General features: G+C 69.8%; 15 protein-coding genes. 4 read left to right on the top strand and 11 right to left on the bottom strand.

Going from position 1 to position 15,719, the window contains the following annotated elements:
• Positions 1 to 13 precede the first annotated feature (13 nt).
• Complete coding sequence (urtA, locus tag JHY01_RS14915; RefSeq protein WP_205326450.1) at positions 14 to 1,285, bottom strand: urea ABC transporter substrate-binding protein; 1,272 nt, start codon at positions 1,283 to 1,285, stop codon at positions 14 to 16.
• A 344-nt stretch (positions 1,286 to 1,629) separates the two neighbouring features.
• Here urtA and JHY01_RS14910 point away from each other — a divergent pair, with 344 nt between their 5' ends.
• Positions 1,630 to 2,049 carry a peptidase inhibitor family I36 protein gene (locus JHY01_RS14910; RefSeq protein ID WP_205326449.1) on the top strand — a complete coding sequence of 140 codons (420 nt, stop codon included), beginning with the start codon at positions 1,630 to 1,632 and terminating at the stop codon, positions 2,047 to 2,049.
• Positions 2,050 to 2,251: 202 nt separating this feature from the next.
• Here JHY01_RS14910 and JHY01_RS14905 read toward each other — a convergent pair whose 3' ends face one another.
• Positions 2,252 to 3,067, bottom strand: a complete 816-nt coding sequence (locus JHY01_RS14905) for a class I SAM-dependent methyltransferase (RefSeq protein ID WP_205326448.1) — start codon at positions 3,065 to 3,067, stop codon at positions 2,252 to 2,254.
• Here JHY01_RS14905 and JHY01_RS14900 point away from each other — a divergent pair.
• The gene (locus JHY01_RS14900; RefSeq protein ID WP_205326447.1) at positions 3,042 to 4,181 is read left to right on the top strand and encodes a phosphotransferase enzyme family protein; all 1,140 of its coding nucleotides are present in this window, start codon (positions 3,042 to 3,044) and stop codon (positions 4,179 to 4,181) included. The two genes, JHY01_RS14905 and JHY01_RS14900, sit on opposite strands and share 26 nt — an antisense overlap.
• Positions 4,182 to 4,209: 28 nt before the next feature.
• On the opposite strand, the gene JHY01_RS14895 is transcribed toward JHY01_RS14900, so the two are convergent.
• From JHY01_RS14895 to JHY01_RS14875, 5 genes are all read right to left on the bottom strand, one after another.
• On the bottom strand, positions 4,210 to 5,544 hold the full coding sequence (locus JHY01_RS14895; protein WP_374199537.1) for a jacalin-like lectin: 1,335 nt from the start codon (positions 5,542 to 5,544) through the stop codon (positions 4,210 to 4,212).
• Between the two features lie 128 nt (positions 5,545 to 5,672).
• Positions 5,673 to 6,029: a DoxX family protein gene (locus JHY01_RS14890; protein ID WP_205326445.1), complete on the bottom strand. Its 357-nt coding sequence runs from the start codon at positions 6,027 to 6,029 to the stop codon at positions 5,673 to 5,675.
• A 14-nt stretch (positions 6,030 to 6,043) separates the two neighbouring features.
• A complete protein-coding gene (locus tag JHY01_RS14885) occupies positions 6,044 to 6,709 on the bottom strand; it encodes an NAD(P)-dependent oxidoreductase (protein WP_205326444.1) in 666 nt (221 codons plus the stop codon).
• 86 nt (positions 6,710 to 6,795) lie between these two features.
• On the bottom strand, positions 6,796 to 7,683 hold the full coding sequence (locus JHY01_RS14880) for a sigma-70 family RNA polymerase sigma factor (RefSeq protein ID WP_307814454.1): 888 nt from the start codon (positions 7,681 to 7,683) through the stop codon (positions 6,796 to 6,798).
• 169 nt (positions 7,684 to 7,852) lie between these two features.
• Positions 7,853 to 9,547, bottom strand: coding sequence for a DUF2264 domain-containing protein (locus JHY01_RS14875; protein WP_205326443.1), 1,695 nt, complete (start codon positions 9,545 to 9,547; stop codon positions 7,853 to 7,855).
• Positions 9,548 to 9,701: 154 nt separating this feature from the next.
• On the opposite strand from JHY01_RS14875, the gene JHY01_RS14870 reads away from it, so the two are divergent.
• A complete protein-coding gene (locus JHY01_RS14870) occupies positions 9,702 to 10,115 on the top strand; it encodes a hypothetical protein (protein WP_205326442.1) in 414 nt (137 codons plus the stop codon).
• A 58-nt stretch (positions 10,116 to 10,173) separates the two neighbouring features.
• On the opposite strand, the gene JHY01_RS14865 is transcribed toward JHY01_RS14870, so the two are convergent.
• The 4 genes from JHY01_RS14865 to JHY01_RS14850 form a co-directional block, all read right to left on the bottom strand.
• Entirely contained in the window at positions 10,174 to 10,833 is a 660-nt protein-coding gene (locus tag JHY01_RS14865; RefSeq protein ID WP_205326441.1) for a DedA family protein, read from the bottom strand.
• Positions 10,834 to 10,902: 69 nt separating this feature from the next.
• The gene (locus JHY01_RS14860) at positions 10,903 to 13,146 is read right to left on the bottom strand and encodes an MMPL family transporter (RefSeq protein WP_205326440.1); all 2,244 of its coding nucleotides are present in this window, start codon (positions 13,144 to 13,146) and stop codon (positions 10,903 to 10,905) included.
• Between the two features lie 178 nt (positions 13,147 to 13,324).
• The gene (locus JHY01_RS14855) at positions 13,325 to 13,942 is read right to left on the bottom strand and encodes a TetR family transcriptional regulator (protein ID WP_205326439.1); all 618 of its coding nucleotides are present in this window, start codon (positions 13,940 to 13,942) and stop codon (positions 13,325 to 13,327) included.
• Positions 13,943 to 14,031: 89 nt separating this feature from the next.
• Positions 14,032 to 15,060, bottom strand: coding sequence for a beta-propeller fold lactonase family protein (locus JHY01_RS14850; protein ID WP_205326438.1), 1,029 nt, complete (start codon positions 15,058 to 15,060; stop codon positions 14,032 to 14,034).
• A gap of 179 nt (positions 15,061 to 15,239) precedes the next feature.
• Between JHY01_RS14850 and msrB the strand changes: the two genes are divergently transcribed.
• Positions 15,240 to 15,650, top strand: a complete 411-nt coding sequence (gene msrB / locus JHY01_RS14845) for a peptide-methionine (R)-S-oxide reductase MsrB (RefSeq protein WP_205326437.1) — start codon at positions 15,240 to 15,242, stop codon at positions 15,648 to 15,650.
• The last annotated feature ends 69 nt before the right edge of the window (positions 15,651 to 15,719 follow it).

The following is a 15,719-nucleotide window of genomic DNA, read 5'->3' as shown; positions in this document are numbered from 1 at the left end:
ATCGCCCGCACGACTACTCGGTCACCTGGAGGTCGGCGGCCCAGTCGTAGCCATCGAGGAACGGATCCGGCTCGATCGCCCCCTCGGACTCCCACACGGTGTAGAGCAGGCCGTCCGCGCGGATCTCGCCGATGCGCGCCGTCTTGGAGACGTGGTGGTTCTCCCCGTCGATCACGACGGTCCCCTCAGGACCGGCGAACGAGACGCCGTCCGCCGCGGCCTGGATGTCCTCCACCGCGAACGACCCCGCCTTCTCGGCGGTCGCCGCCCACAGGTACACGGAGTTGTACGCGGCCTCCATCGGGTCCGACGTGACCCGGTCCGCCCCGTACTCGGCCTTGAACGCCTCCACGAACGTCGCGTTCTCGGGCGACTCGACCGTCTGGTAGTAGTTCCACGCCGCCAACTGGCCCTCGATGTTCTCCACACCGATGCCGCCGACCTCCTCCTCGGCGATCGAGACGCTCATGACCGGCATCTCCGCGGCCGTCAGACCCACGTTCGCGTACTCCCGGAAGAACGCCACGTTCGAGTCCCCGTTGAGCGTGTTGAACACCGCGTCCGCACCTGAAGCACTGACCTGGTTCACGATCGTGGAGAACTCCACCGAACCCAGCTGCGCGTAATCCTCACCGAGGATCTCGATGCCCTTGTCCGCGGCGTAGGCGTTGATGATCGCGTTCGCCGTCCGCGGGAACACGTAGTCCGACCCGACCAGATACAGCGACTTGACACCCGTCTCGGCGAGGTAGTCCAAGGCCGGGATGATCTGCTGGTTCGTCGTCGCGCCCGTGTAGAAGATGTTCTCCGACGCCTCCAGACCCTCATACTGCACCGGGTAGTACAGCAGCGAGTCGTTGTCCTCGAACACCGGCAGCATCGCCTTGCGCGAAGCCGAAGTCCAACCGCCGAACACGGCCGCGACGCAGTCCTCGCGGATCAGCTTCTCCGCCTTCTCCGCGAACACCGTGGGCTCCGAAGCCCCGTCCTCGGCGACGATCTCGATCTGCTTGCCCTGCACGCCGCCGGCGGCGTTGATCTCATCGACGGCCAGATAGATCGCATCACGGACCGTCGTCTCGGAAATGGACATCGTGCCGGACAGGGAGTTGAGCGCCCCGACCTTGATCGAGTCACCGGACGTGTCCACACACGACTCGGCGGCCGCCGACTCCTCCCCCGCCTTCGAACCGCACGCGGCCGTCAGGGCGAGCGCGGTGACGGCAGCGGAGGCGGTGAGGGAACGGGCGACTCTTCGGGCCCTGAACTTGAAACGCTGTGGCATACGGTATTCGACCTTTCGCGGGGTGAGCGTCCCGGCTCGATGGGGACCGGGCCTGCAAGGGGTACCACCGCAGGCAGCGGCGGTGTACAGGTGCGTATACAGCGTCGTATCCGCTATGGGTACAAGCTAAGTGCGCGATGTTTCACCGCCGTTCACGTCAAGAACGACCGCATGAACTCCCGTTGCGGACACGTAAAAAAGCCCGCACCATCACCGAACGCACAAGCGAAATCGACAGCCCGCGAACCACTAGGAAAACAGCGCACCCCGACTCGATGACACCGCTCCCAAACATCGATATGCTTGACTACCAAAGCAACCAGCGACCAAAGGAGCAACCGCGCATGCGCAAGCACCCCAAGGCCACCGACGCGACTCCCCACCACCGCAAACGCACCCCCGCCCTCCTCCTCGCACTCACCGCAACCGCACTCCTCACCACCGCCAACCCCGCCACCGCCTCCCCTCCGGACACCACCAGCACCGACGACTGCAACCTCACCAACACCCTCTGCCTCTACGAAGGCCCCGACTTCACCGGCGAACGCCTCACCGTCAGCTCACTCGTCCAACCCGGCACCTGCGTCAGCCTCGTCGACCACGGCTGGGCCGGCCGCGTCAACTCCGCCATCAACACCCACACCTCCAGCGCCGCCCTCTTCGCCAACGACGACTGCATCGGCGGCCCCTACCAAGTCCCCGGCAACAGCGCCATCGCCGACCTCGGCGGATTCGAACCCCTCAGCCTCTGGGTCGCCGGATAACCGAACCACCAACACCACCCGGGGCCAACGCAACCGCGCTGGCCCCGGTGCACCTTCGCTGAAGACTTGCTCGAACATGCCCGAGGACACGACCGCGCACGGCGCTACGCCGCCGACCGCGACCGACACGCGATGCGGCTCGAATCCCTCGGACCGGCCTCTCCAGCCTCAAAGCCGCACCGGAACCCCCGATCGCAGAACGTCAGCCCTTCGCGCCCCGGCACTCGAGGATCCCGCCGTGACTGGTGATCCGCAGGACCTCATGCCTCGCGAAGTGATCGTCCAATCGCCGCTCGACCTCGCCCAGGAGACGCTCGAAATCCCCCGGCGGCAGCCCGATGAAGTCCGCTTCAGACCGGAACGCGGCCACCAGCGGACCCGGCTCGGGCAGATCGATGACACCAGGGAGATCATGCAGCGCGACGCGGTCGAAGCGCTCGGCCAGCATCGACCACGCGGTCTCGAGTGAGAACCGCTCCAGCAGCGCCGAGAGCGTAAGCCGCACTTCGGCCCCCAGCGCCGCCTTCGCCGCGTCCTGCCAAAGCGGGACGTACTCCGCCTTGTCATCGGAGGCGTTCGTCGATACGAACAGGACACCGCCCGGCGCGAGCACCCGCTGGAGCTCGTCGAGCGCAGCCGGGATGTCCGGCACGTGGTAGAGCATGTGCATCGCGAGCACCACCTCGGCCGAACCGTCCTCGAAAGGCAGATCCGCGACGTCCGCGACCACCGTCGGCTCGGGAACCGTCTCGAGGATGCCTGACGCGAGGTCGACACCGACCACCTCCGCATCGGGGAAGGCCTCGCGGAGCCGCACCGTATAGCGGCCGTTACCGCACCCGACGTCGAGCACCCGCTTCGGACGGCCCGTGATGTTCGAGGCGACCACCCCGGGCAGGTCGTAGTCGGGAGTCTTGTACTGGAAGATCCGCTGGCGAGCGGCCAGACCGTCCTCGCTTCGGTAGTTGTGGACCTGTTGGAACCGCTCGTCGGTGGTCGGTGCTGAAGCGCTGTGCATCGCTCGGTCCTTCCGCGTTCTCGTCGAGACCCACCAAGCTCATGGGCCCACTGCTTTCGCATACGGGTACTGGACGCGCCGCCCCCGCGGTTCGGTTGCGCTTGCGGGGCAATCGCATTCCGATTCTGCCGCCGAGGCCGCGCTGCTCGCGTACGACCTGCCCGAGCCCGTCACCGTCGAACCGATCCGGATGCTCAACAACGCGGTGTTCGCGGTGACGGCGGCGGACGGGCGGCGCTATGCACTCCGAGTCCACCGCCCCCGCTACCGCCTCCCCGAACACACCCGATCGGAACTCGCCTTCCTGAACGCGGTGCACGAGCCACTGGCCGAAGCCGCCATCCGCGTGCCGAAACCCGTGCCGGCCAAGGACGGCGCACTGTCGGTGGCGGTCGACCTGCCCACAGGCGATGAGCCGCAGACGGTCCATTGCGACCTGCTGACCTGGGTCGAGGGCAGCGTGCGCCGTCCCGAATCCGGCCTCGGCCCCCGCGGCGTCCACCAGATCGGCCGCGCCCTGGCGCACCTCCACCGGGCCGCCGAAACGTTCACCGCGCCTGAAGGCTTCCATCTGCCGACCTGGGACGCCCGGACACTCTTCACCGAGGACTCCCCGCACCGCCCCGGACCCCTCCACGAACTGCTCAGCGCCGACGACCGGAAGCTCTTCGACACCGTCGCCGACCGGACCATCGTGATCTTCGACCGCCTCGGCAGCGGCCCCGACGCGTACGGGATCGTCCACCACGACTTCATCCTCCTCAACTGCCTCACCGTGCGCACGGCGCGCGGCTGGAGCGTCGGCGTGATCGACTTCGACGACAGCGGTTGGGGCCACTGCCTCGCCGACCTCGGACCTGTCCTCGGCAACCTCAGCGACTACCCCCACTTCAGGCGGTTGCGCGCTTCCTTCCTCGACGGTTACCGGTCGGCGCGGGCGTTGCCGCGGGAACTGGAGGCCCACCTGCCGGTGCTCATGGCCGCCCGCCATGCGGCCCAATGCCTCTGGGCGGCGGGCCTGGTCCACAGCACCGGCAGCGCCGAAGTCGACACGGCCGAGCACATCGCCTACCGGATGTGGGAGGTCCGCCGCTGCCTCGCGATGAACGCCTGACCCGGCGGTGGCGGGCCCCTTCGTCCGCTCAGCGGCGGGTGTAGACCACGCCGACCTTGTCGAGCGCCGCGGCCGACCGACCGTGGAAGCCGGCGATCTGCCAGCCCGACGGGGCCGTGAACGTCGTGCACTCGCCCGTCGCCGTACCGCCTTCGAGGGTGCGGCCGGTGCTGGTCGTGAAGCGGGCGTAGAAGATCCGCGTGTGATCGTTGTGTTTGGCCTGGCAGACCCGGAGCGCGACCGGGTACTCCCCCGCCGCGAGCGACAGTTCGCGCAGGGTGCCGCCGCTGCCGCCGTGGGCCAGCACGGTGCCGTCCGCGAGCGTCACGCCGATCGCATCGACCCGCTCCCCCGCGCGCAGCCGCAGCACGCGGGCCGCATCGCCCGCGTCCAGATCGTCCACATCGGTGAAGAAGTCGCCGTGCGGCCCGCCGAACTGGTCGCTGAGCGTGAAGTCGCCACCCGTGGACCAGGAGAAGTCCACCGCGATCGGATAGTGGTCCGAGAGGTTCTCTCCCGCGTCGTTCCTGAAGGCGGCGTGGTCGTTGCGGTACGCGCCCGCGTCGAGTTGCACGTGCTCCCCGGAGCGGTAGAGGACCTTGTCGACGACCTCGCAGGTCGCATCGACCGTCGCGTCCTGGCAGGTGAGTGCGGGGTCGCCCGCGTTCGGGGCGTCGCCGCCGCGGATCAGCTCGACCCAGGCGTCCGTGAGGCCGTTGCCGTGGGCGAACTCGGCGATGCCGTCACCGCGGGTGTAGCGGGTGTTGGTGTCGCCGTAAACGATCACGGCGTTCCCGGCCGAGTGCGAGGCCATGTACGCGGAGACCTGCGCCAGGTTCTTCTCGCGGGCCGCGATGTCGGCCGCTTCGCTTCCCGCGTCGGTGTGGAGGTTGTACAGGTCGACCCACACGCCCTCGGCGAGGCGGGCGCGCATGAACGTGAATCCCTTGGGGGTCAGGCAGTCGCCCGAACCAGAGGAGCAGTCGTTCCACTTGACGCGTTCGAAGTCCTCGAACGGCAGATCGGACAACGTGTTGAGGCCGTCGCCGAACGGCACGCCGCCGCTGGTGGCCGTCCGGTGCGGATGGTCGTCGGCGGCGTACAGCGCCGCGTGGTAGTTGAAGTCCTCCTGGACGTGCACGACGTCGTAGGAGCCGAGGCGGGAACCGATGATCGGGGTGTTCGTCTCGGGGTCGCCGTCGCCGATCCCGAGCGGCAGACCCGCGATGTTGTAGGAGAGGACGGAGAGGTCGCCGCTGAGTACGGCGTCCTGCGCCTCGACCCGTTCGGGAGCGGCGGCGAAGGTGAGGGCGGCGAGCGAGGTCAGCGCGGTGAGCGCCGCCAGGCGGGGCGGGAGGTGCATGTGACTCCAGAGGTCTTGCGGCCGAAGGGTCTCGGCTTCGATCATGGCGCAATCAGATTGCCCGAATAATGCGAAATGTTCAAGACTGCCGGGAGAACCACGCCCCGCCTGGCGGTGAACGCTCGCGCTCACCAGGCCGGGTCGAGCGCCAGCAGCGCGATCGAGGAGGCCAGGAACGTGAAGGTCAGCACGGTCTCCTTCGGCCAGAAGTTCGCCAGCACATGCGTGTGGACGGCACAGGTCCAGAACAGGACCAGCCCCGCGGCCGCGGCCGTGCCGACCAGCGGGAATCCGGCCAGGCCGACGAGGAGACCGATGCCGCCGACGGCCTTGAGGACCCCGATCGGGAAGACCAGCATCGACTGCGGCACGTTCGCGCCGTCCATGAGCGGAAGGATCTGCTGCAGCTTGACCATCGCGCCGATCCCCGAACCGAGGTTGAGGACGCCGAACGTGATCGCGAGGACGAGGTGGAGTGTGGACATGATGAGCCTCCTGGTCAGTAAGCGGTGGTGATGTGCGTGCGCGAGGCGCGCGGGTCGGTGACCGCGGCGAGCATCGCGTGAGCGACGTCGGCGCGGGAGATCTTGAGGGCCAAGGGAAGACTCGTCCCGTAGGCGACCTGGTAGACGCCGGTGAGCGGGCCGTCCGTGAGGCGCGGCGGGCGCACTGCGGTCCAATCGAGGCCGCTGCCCGCCAGCAGCTCCTCCATCGCCGCGACGTCGCTCATGTGCGTGCCGATCACGGCCCTTGCGATCGGCAGCGTCACGTAGTTCATGAACGGCCCCGCCCCCGGCTCACGGCGCGGCGGCCGCGGACGGGCCTCGGTCGGCACGGTGGTGAGGCCGATGCCGCTCACGGTGAGCAGCCGCCGCGTGCCGGCCGCCTGCATCGCCGCGATGATGCGCGCGGTGCCGGGGGCGACGATGCCGGTCTCAACCCTGGCTCGCGGCCCGAGGCAGGACAGGACCGCGTCCGCCCCGGCCACGGCCGCGACGAGGGATTCGGTGACCGGGTCGGCGAGGTCGACGGCCACGGCCGGGGCCTTGCGGTCGAGTTCGGACGGGTTGCGGACGACGGCGGTCACGTCGTGGCCCGCTTCGAGCGCCTGGACGAGTACGGCGCGGCCGACCCCGCCCGTCGCTGCGATGACGGTGAGCTTCATGGGATTCCTCGGATTCGCGCCGCAACGGCGCACAGTGGTGGGAGCCGCGACCGGCGGTCCGGAACGGCGACAAGGTGATCCGCGGATCACTGCAGGGTGGTGAGCTTCTCCGGGTTCGTGACCGCGTAGACCGCGGAGACCCGGTCGCCCCCGGACGCCAGCTCGAGCATGAGCACGCCGACGACGCGGCCTTCGCGCACCATCAGCGCCGAAGGCGAGCCGTTCACGGGCCGGAACTCGATCGCCAGCCCCTCGGACCGGCGGAACGTGCGACCCACCAGCAGTGCGGCGATGCGATCGGCCCCGTGCATGGGCCGGGGTCCGGCCGCAGGGCCGATGCCGCCGCCGTCGCAGGTGAGCACCACCTCGGGCGACATGAGCTTGAGCAGCGCGTCGAGGTCCCCGCCGGCGACCGCGGACATGAACCGCTCGGTGACCCGCCGGTGCACCACCGGGTCCACCGCGAACTTCGGACGCCGGGCCTGCACATGCGACCGGGCGCGGTGGGCGATCTGCCGCACCGACGCGGGCGAGCGGCCCAGCAGCTCGGCGATCTCCCCGTGCGCGTAACCGAAGACGTCGGCCAGCACGAACACCGCCCGCTCGGCCGGAGTCAACGATTCGAGGACCACCATGAGCGCCAAGGACACCGACTCGGCCCGCAGCGCGGGCTCGGCGGCGTCCGGCGCGGTCTCGGTCATCACCGGCTCGGGCAGCCACGGCCCGATGTACGTCTCACGGCGGCGCTTCACGACCTCCTGGCGGGCGATCGCGGCATTGATCGCGACCCGCACCAGATAGGCCCGGCCGTGCTCGATCGGTGCGCCGTGCGAGCGGCGCTCCCAGGCGAGCCAGACGTCCTGGAGCACGTCCTCGGTGTCGGCGACGGTGCCCAGCATCCCGTAGACGATGCCGAACAGCAGCTCGCGGTGCTCGGCGAACACCGCTGCCGGTGGTGCAGGTACTGCGTTCACGGCGGCCCTCCTCAGGGTCTCTCGGCCAGTCGCATTCCAAGAGCCGAACAGGGCCGCCGTTGGTGACACCCGGATCGCGATCGTGACCGGGATCGCAGTTGTTTTCTGATGAGGGCGCGGCGGAGCCGCGCACCTTTCTGTCTTTTTGTCTGTTTTTGAAGTGGAGGTTCTAAACCTCGGATCCGATATATATCAGTGACTTCAGAACGTGTTTGCCCGGTTCCAGGACGCCTCTGAGCACCGGCAGGACCGTGCCCGGCCAGTACAGGTGCGTGCCCTGCATCGGATGGAGGAGCGCCGCTTCCCTCCCCGAGTCCCCGTCGATGATCTCCGAGCGCAGCCCCTGGCTCACCACCACGGCCTTCATCTCGTCCACCTCGGCCACGTGCCCCAGGCTCGGCACGCACCAGCCGCCCTCCCCCGTGTGCAGCGTCCGCTCGGTCTCGATCACGTGGACCCGCGCGTGCCAGCCGTCGACCGCCGCCTCGAGCGACGTCGTCACCGTGACGTCCTCCCAAGGCTGCCAAGCGATCTTCAGCACGCCGTTCTCGTCGATCGACCCCTCGTCGGAATCCTCGCGGCCACGCCAGTGCCGACCGTCCTCGGAGAACATCAACGCCCCGTCCGGCACCGCGAACTCCAGACCCGGACCGGGCGTCGAGTGCGAGAAACCCGCCAGCGACGAGTACGCGAACTTGCCGTAGGCCTCCTGCCCTCCGCGCGCCCACGGGTGCCAGGCCTGGCCGTTCAGACGGGTCACATGGCCGCCCCGGTCCCGCACGTGCACCGCTCGGGCCGCCTTGTGCGGCTCCACGACCGGCTCCGGCACCGCCGCCTCCACAGTCCAGAAGGGATGGTCAGCCGGAGCGAGGAGGCCCGCGAACAGCTTCGTTGCCCACCATGGCGAACCCGCCGTCAGGTACTGCTCCACCACGGCGTCGTTCGGGTAGGCGTAGCCCACCGTCAAGCGGCCCTCCGGGTCGAGGATCGGCCGCTGCCACCACCAGTCGAGGTGACGGCGCGCGAACCCCGCCGCCTCGGCCCACGGCACCGCCTCCACATCCGCGGCCGCCAGCGCGCTCCACATCGCGCCCTGCGCGAAGCGGTAGCCGAGGCTGCGCCCGTAGGGGACGGCGGCGCCGTCGGCGGCGAACCAGGAGCGGAACTTGCGGGCGAACGCGGCGGCGTTGGGCACGAAGCGGTCGTCGCCGCAGAGCTTGAAGTGCAGCAGCGCGTAGGTGTGGAACGCGAACGGGTTGTAGTAGTCGACGCGGCCGCCGGGGCCGTCCTCGAACACGGAGGTGCCGAGGGCGAACTCCCCCATGCGGTCGAGGTGGCCGGTGGTCACCGACCGGTCGTGCTCGATGCCGAGGCGCTTGAGGCCGTGACCGACGAAGATCGGGAAGTAGTGCCAGTTGGTGTCGGCCACGGGGCCGTTATAGGCGTTCGTGAGCCAGGCTGCGGTCGTGTCTTTCGCCTTGGGATTCAAGGGGTCCCAGAGCTTTTCGGGGGCGAGCGCGAGGCTCCAGCCGACGGCGGCGGCCTCGACGATGCGCTGGCCGCCGTTCGCGACGTCGCCGACGTACCAGGGGTCTGCGGGGTCGAGGGCCCGGGCGAGGGCGGTGGCGAGGCCGTCCCAGAGGTCGGCGGGAACGGTGTCCTTGGCGGCGGCCAGGCCCCACAGGGGCCGGGTCAGCAGCTCGAACCAGTTCTCCTCGTGCGAGTGGTTGGACATGGTGACCGGCATGGCCTCAGGACCCTGAACCGCCAGATCGGCGGCGGGCTTCCCGAACGCGAGCGCGGCCGAGGCCCACCCGGTGCGGCTGTGGTCAAGCGGTCCGAAGATGCGCTGCGGTGAAGTCACGGTGGCAGACGCTATCAACGTGCCCGTCAATCGGCAAGCCCCCGGGGGGCCTGCGGCGGCGGTGGACGTCGCCGGGCCGGCGCGGCCGCCGGGCATAGGCTGGGGCTCGCCGCGTCGCGATGGGCGGCGCACCGCCGCGAAGGAGCGATCCCTCATGTCCCACAAGCATTCGCAAGTACACCCGCCGTCCAATGAGCGCGCATTGTTCATCGGCATCCGGCCCGAGGCGTTCGGTCCCGAGGATCTGCCGCCGGGCATGACCGTGGAGGACCTGGCCGGTCGCGTCGAGCGCGGGCAAGCGGCGATCGCCGCCGCGGGCATCGAGGCCGCGCACTGCCTCATCGGTTTCGACCCCGACGGGGCGGAGGCTGCGATCCGCGAGCATTTCGCTTCGAGCGCTTACGGTCTGGCGATGATCGGCGGCGGGATCAGGCTGCTGCCGGAGCACACCGTCCTGTTCGAGCGGATCGTGAACGTGCTCATCGATCTGCAGCCGAGGATTCGCCTGAGCTTCAATACCGATCCGGAGAACTCGATCGACGCGCTGCGCCGCTGGCTCGACCGCTAGAGCGGGACCGGTACCGAGGTTCGGCCAGGGCCCGTCCAAGGCGGACGGGCCCTGGTGCTCACGCCGCTTTCGCGGGCGTCTCGGGTTCGGTCGCGGGCGGTGTCGCCGCGATCGCCGCCGTCGCAGCGGCCGCGACCGGTTCGGAGTGGGTCCGCTGCCAGCGGCGGGCGAGCCAGCCGAGGAACAGCCCCACGGCCGCCATGGTGACGACCGAACCGATGAGCGATTGGAGCCCCGGTCCGGCGATCCACGCGATCGCGAGACCGAGGCCCACCGAGTACACCGCCCACAGGACACCGCCCAGCGCGGCCATGCGCGCATACGGGGGCTTGGCGGTGCCGGCCGCCGCCCACGCCAGCGCGGTGCGCCCGGCGGGCAGGAACCGCGCGACCATCGTCGTGCGGTACGGGTGGTCGCTGATCGTGCGCTGCAGGAGGGTTTCGAGCCTCGCCACCGTGCCGGTCACGAGACCGCGCACCGCGCGCGGGCTGCGGTGGGCGAGCCCGGTTCGCACTGTCCGGAACAGCCGGTAGCCGAGGAATTCGCCGAGCCAGGAGGCCGCGGCGGCGCCGACGAGCAGCACGCCGATGAGGAGCGGGTTGCCGAAGACGAGTCCGGCGGCGGCGGTCACGAGCGTCGCGCTCGGAAGCACGGGCGCGAAGAAGTCCGCGACCACCATGCCGATGAGGATGAGCATCGCCCAGAAGAAGACCATCACGGGTCCCCCGTTCGCCGAGTGCCGGAGGGGACCGGACCGGGGGTGGGCCCGGTCCCCTCCGGGCATCGGCTACTTGGACGCTCCGACGAGCTCGCGCTCGTCTTCGTGCGGGGCGTCGCCCGCGAGGTGCTGCTGGAGCTTCTCGCCTTCGACGTCGACGTTCGGCAGGATCCGGTCGAGCCACTTGGGGATCCACCACGAGCCGCGGCCGATGAGGGCCATGATCGCGGGGATGACCGCCATGCGGACCACGAACGCGTCGAAGATGACCGCCGCCGCGAGGGCGAAGCCCATCGAGGCGATGAGCGCTTCGCCGCTGAAGATGAACGCCGCGAAGACGCTGATCATGATGAGCGCGGCGGCGACCACGACCCGCGAGGAGTGGCCGTAGCCCTCCACGATGGCCTGCTTCGGGTTCGCACCGTGCACATAGGCTTCGCGGACACGCGTGACCAGGAAGATCTGGTAGTCCATGGCGAGGCCGAAGACGAGGCCGATCATGAGGATCGGCATCATCGACATGATCGGGCCGGGCTGGTCGACGTTGAACAGCTCCGCCATCCAGCCCCACTGGAAGACCGCGACGAGCGCGCCGAGCGCACCGAACACGCTGAGCATGAAGCCGAGCGTGGCCATGATCGGCACGAGCAGCGAGCGGAACACCAGCAGCAGGATGAGCGCGGCGAGGCCGACGACGATGAGCATGTACGGCAGCAGCGCGTCGTTGAGGTTGTCCGAGATGTCGATGTTCAGCGCGGTGGCGCCGGTGACGGCCCAGTCCGCGTCGGTGTCGCCGGCGAGGACGTCGCGGATCTCGTGCACGAGCTCGTTGGTGGCGTGGTCGGACGGTCCGGTCTCCGGGATGAGGGTGACCATGACGGTGTCCAGATCGGCGTTCGGGAACGCCTGGCCGACGACGGCGATGCCGTCGATGCCGTTGAGTTCATCGGTGACGTTCTGCGCGGCGGCCATGGCGTCGACGCCGTCTTCCAGGTCGCCCACGATGAGCAGCTGCCCATTGAAGCCCTCGCCGAAGCCCTCGCTGATGAGGTCGTACGCCTGCCGCTGCGTGGTCTCCTCGCCGGAGGACCCGGCGTCGGGCAGGCCCAGTTCGAGATCGAGCGCCGGGTAGGCGAGCGTGCCGAGGCCGACGATGCCGACCAGCGCGACCAGGACCGGGTGGCGGGTGACGAACCCGGCCCACCGCTCGCCGCCGCCCGGCTTGGAGCCGTGGCGCCCGTCGGCGATGCGGCGGCGCTGCCGCCCGGTGAAGATCCGCTTCCCGGCGAACCCGGCGAAGGCCGGGAGCAGGGTGACGGCGATGAGCACCGCGATGACGACGGTGACGGCGGCGGCCACGGCCATCTCGGTCAGGAACGGGATGTTCACGACCGACAGGCCCAGGAGCGCGATCACGACCGTGAGGCCGGCGAAGAACACGGCGGAGCCGGCGGTGCCGACGGCGCGGCCCATGGCTTCGGCGCGGGCGCGCTTGTCCTCGACGCGTCCGTCCTTGGCGAGTTCGCCGCGGTAGCGCGAGAGGATGAACAGCGCGTAGTCGATGCCGACGGCGAGACCGATCATGGAGGCCAGCGTGCCGGTGGACTCGCTGACGTTCATGAAGGAGGTCGCGGCGAGGATGCCCGCGGTGGTGAGCATGACGCCGAGGACGGCGGTGATGATCGGCAGGCCCGCCGCGAGGAGGGCGCCGAAGGTGACGACGAGGACGACCAGGGCGACGCCGATGCCGATGAGCTCGGTGGCCCCGGTCTCGGGCATCGCCTGGAGGACGTCGCCGCCGACCTCGACGCGCACGCCGGCGGCCTCGGTGTCGGCCACGGCGTCTTCGAGGTAGTCGATGGTGGCTTCGTCGAGTTCCATGGAGGGTTCGGCGTAGGTGACCTGCATGACGGCGATGGTCTGGCCGTCGGCGGAAATCATGCCGATCGGGTTGCCGGCCTCGTCGGTCGCGAACGGGCTGGTGACCGAGGCGATCTGCGGCGAGTCCTGCATGATGGCCGCGAGGTCGTCGATGGCGGCCTTGTTGGCCTCCGCGGTGAGCGGTTCGCCGTTCTCGGATTCGAACACGATCTGGGCGCTGCCGCCGTCGGCGCTGGCCTCGGGGAAGCGTTCTTCGAGGAGGTCGAAGGCCTCCTGGGATTCGGTGCCGGGGAGGACGAACTCGGGGTTCGTCTCCTGCTGCATGGTCGCCGCGGCGGCGCCGACGCCGCCGACGATGAGGACCCAGACGGCGAGGACGAGCCATCGCAGTCGGTAGGACCCTCTGCCGAGGCGGTAGAGGAAGGTGGCCACGCTGGGTGCTCCTTACAGGGTTCGCCGTCCGGCCCCGCCGCACGCGCTGCGAGGTGTGGTCGCAGTGGGTGTGCGGCGGCGGGGCCGGTCGGCTCGGGTGGTGTTCGCCGACGGTGTCGCCGGCGGTGGGTTTCCTGGATTCATGCTGTTCAGTTGTGGTCTTGGCTCACGGGCGGTTTCAATTCCCGGGCAAGGAGGGCGGCTGGGTGATGCCGCGTTCGAGGACGGCGAAGCCCTCGGCGATCGCCTCGGGGAGGGTGCGGTCCCCGGGTTCGGCGAGCCAGTGCTCGGTGGTGGTCTTGATGCAGACCAGGGCGGCGCCGAGCACGAGGCGCGGGTAGAGGTCGGTGGTGGCGGTGCCGGTGGCCTCCGCGACGATGCCGATCGCCTCGGAGAACAACTCCATGAACTGACCCGACTGCTCTTTGATGAGCGAGGGCGAGTTGTGGATCAGCTGCTCGCGGCAGCGCATCGTCTCGAGGTCGAACTTCTCGTCGAGGTGCATTTCGATGCTGGCGTCGCGGATCGCGTCCCAGATCGGCTGGGTCTCGGCCCGCTCGCGCAGGTCGGCGAGGAGTGCGTTGGTGGTCTCGTTGAAGTCGTGGAGGAGCGCGGCTTCCTTGGAGGGGAAGTAGTTGTGGAAGGTGCGGGTCGAGACGCCGGCTTCGGCGGCGATCTCGTCGGCCGTGACGTTCCCGATGCCTTCCTTCGCGATCGCGAGTCGGAAGGTCGCCGCGGAGAGGGCCGCCTTGGTGGCGGCCTTCTTGCGTTCGCGGAGTCCGGACTGGTCGGCCATGAGAGCAACCTTAGTAGAGGTTACTCATGTTCACAAGATGCAAATGAAGAAATTTTGCAGGAGGCGCAAAGTTTCCTGGTGGGAACGTTTTATGTGAGCGGGGCCACGCAGGTGACGCCCGGGACGGTCCACTCGGTGACGGGCTCGGCCGCGCCCGACGGGTCGACACGGTTGACGACGCCCGAGTGCTGGCAGGCCACCAGCAGCGTCCCGTCGGCGGTGAGCACGGCGTCGCGCGGCCAGGCGGCACCGGTCGGCACCGTGCGTACGAGCGCCCCGTCGGCCGGGTCGATCACCGCGACCTGGTCGGTGCCGCGCACCGTGACGTACACCAGGCCGCGCTCGGCGTCGGCGACCACCGCCGCCGGGAGCGGCTGCGGCGCGTCCTCTTCGATCCCGATGTCGGGCAGGGCCGCGAAGTCGGCGACCCCGCCGCCGGGCAGGGGCACCGGGGTGCGGAATGAGAAGGTGCCCGCGCGCTCGTCGAAGGACCCGACAGCGACCGCGTTCGCCAACTCCCCCACGACGACCGCGCGATCCCCGAGGAACGCGAGGTGGCGCGGGCCGAAGCCGGGGTCGAGCTGCGTGGTCGCGGCGGGGATGAGCTTGCCGTCCTCGCCGAGGTCGAACGCGTGGATGCGGTCAGAGCCCAGATCCACGGCCAGCACCCGTCCCATGTGACATACCACCTGGTGCGCATGCGGCCCGGCCTGGCGTTCCGCGTCGGGGCCCGACCCGGAGAGCTTGAAGACGTCCGCGGCCTCCCCGAGCGTCCCGCCCTCCCCGATCGGCAGGACCGCGACCGAGGCGCCGTTCCCGTCGCCGCCACCGTAGTTCGCGACCAGCAGCCAGCGCCCACTCGGATCCACAGTGGCGTGGCAGGGGTTGTTGCCGCCGGTGGACTGGCCCTGGCCCGCCCGGTCGAGTGTGAAGTCCTCGCCGAGCCGCCAGGCCGCGGCGAAGCCGGGCTCGGTCTCGGTGAGGGTGTAGACCGCTTCGGGGCCGACGTGGACCCACGACGGGTTGACCACCGCCGCGGCCGCGCCGAGTCCGTCGGGTCCGGCCACGACGAGGCCCGGGCCGCCTTCAGTGGTGTAGTCGCCAAGGAGGTACCGCATGGGCCCGATCCTAGCGGCCCGCCGGAGGGGCGGCGCGGGCTCGGGCTCCTCCGGGCCGCGGCGGTGGTGCTAGGCGCCCGCCGCCGTGGGCGGCTCGGGTTCCCGGCCCCGGGCCCCGAGGAGGTCGGCGCACCCGGTCAGGGCGAGACGGTTCGCGCTCCGGCTCCTACACTTGAGTCATGGCCGAGGACCGCAAGACCGACGCGCAGTGGCGCGAGCAGCTCAGCCGCGACGAGTACAAGGTGCTGCGCCAAGGCGGCACCGAGGCGCCGTGGACGGGCGAGTACGTGGACGAGAAGCGCCGGGGCGTCTACCGGTGCCGCGCGTGCGGGGCCGAGCTGTTCGCGTCGGACACCAAGTTCGACTCCCGGTGCGGCTGGCCCTCGTTCTGGACGCCGATGGCCGGGGACCGGGTGCGGCTCCTCGAGGACGACAGCCTCGGCATGCGCCGCACCGAGGTGCGCTGCGCCAACTGCGATTCGCACCTGGGCCACGTCTTCTACGGCGAAGGCTGGGACAACCCCGACGACGCCCGCTTCTGCATCAACTCGATCAGCCTGACCCTGGAACCGGCCGACGACGCGACGTAGGCGCTTCGGCCGATCGCGATCGGCATCGAACCGACCGCCTTCGACGACCGCGACGCGTACTGGATCATT

This window comes from Glycomyces sp. YM15, assembly GCF_016918015.1.
Classification (GTDB): Bacteria; Actinomycetota; Actinomycetes; order Mycobacteriales; family Micromonosporaceae; genus Glycomyces.
This window is presented reverse-complemented; position numbering and strand designations above follow the sequence as displayed.

Coding starts and splice junctions, on each gene's coding strand:
- JHY01_RS14855 (WP_205326439.1), bottom strand. CDS start 13,942: ATGGCCGACCAGTCCGGACTCCGCGAACGCAAGAAGGCCGCCACCAAG.
- JHY01_RS14870 (WP_205326442.1), top strand. CDS start 9,702: ATGTCCCACAAGCATTCGCAAGTACACCCGCCGTCCAATGAGCGCGCA.
- JHY01_RS14895 (WP_374199537.1), bottom strand. CDS start 5,544: ATGCACCTCCCGCCCCGCCTGGCGGCGCTCACCGCGCTGACCTCGCTC.
- urtA (WP_205326450.1), bottom strand. CDS start 1,285: ATGCCACAGCGTTTCAAGTTCAGGGCCCGAAGAGTCGCCCGTTCCCTC.
- JHY01_RS14910 (WP_205326449.1), top strand. CDS start 1,630: ATGCGCAAGCACCCCAAGGCCACCGACGCGACTCCCCACCACCGCAAA.
- msrB (WP_205326437.1), top strand. CDS start 15,240: ATGGCCGAGGACCGCAAGACCGACGCGCAGTGGCGCGAGCAGCTCAGC.
- JHY01_RS14885 (WP_205326444.1), bottom strand. CDS start 6,709: ATGAAGCTCACCGTCATCGCAGCGACGGGCGGGGTCGGCCGCGCCGTA.
- JHY01_RS14890 (WP_205326445.1), bottom strand. CDS start 6,029: ATGTCCACACTCCACCTCGTCCTCGCGATCACGTTCGGCGTCCTCAAC.
- JHY01_RS14850 (WP_205326438.1), bottom strand. CDS start 15,060: ATGCGGTACCTCCTTGGCGACTACACCACTGAAGGCGGCCCGGGCCTC.
- JHY01_RS14905 (WP_205326448.1), bottom strand. CDS start 3,067: ATGCACAGCGCTTCAGCACCGACCACCGACGAGCGGTTCCAACAGGTC.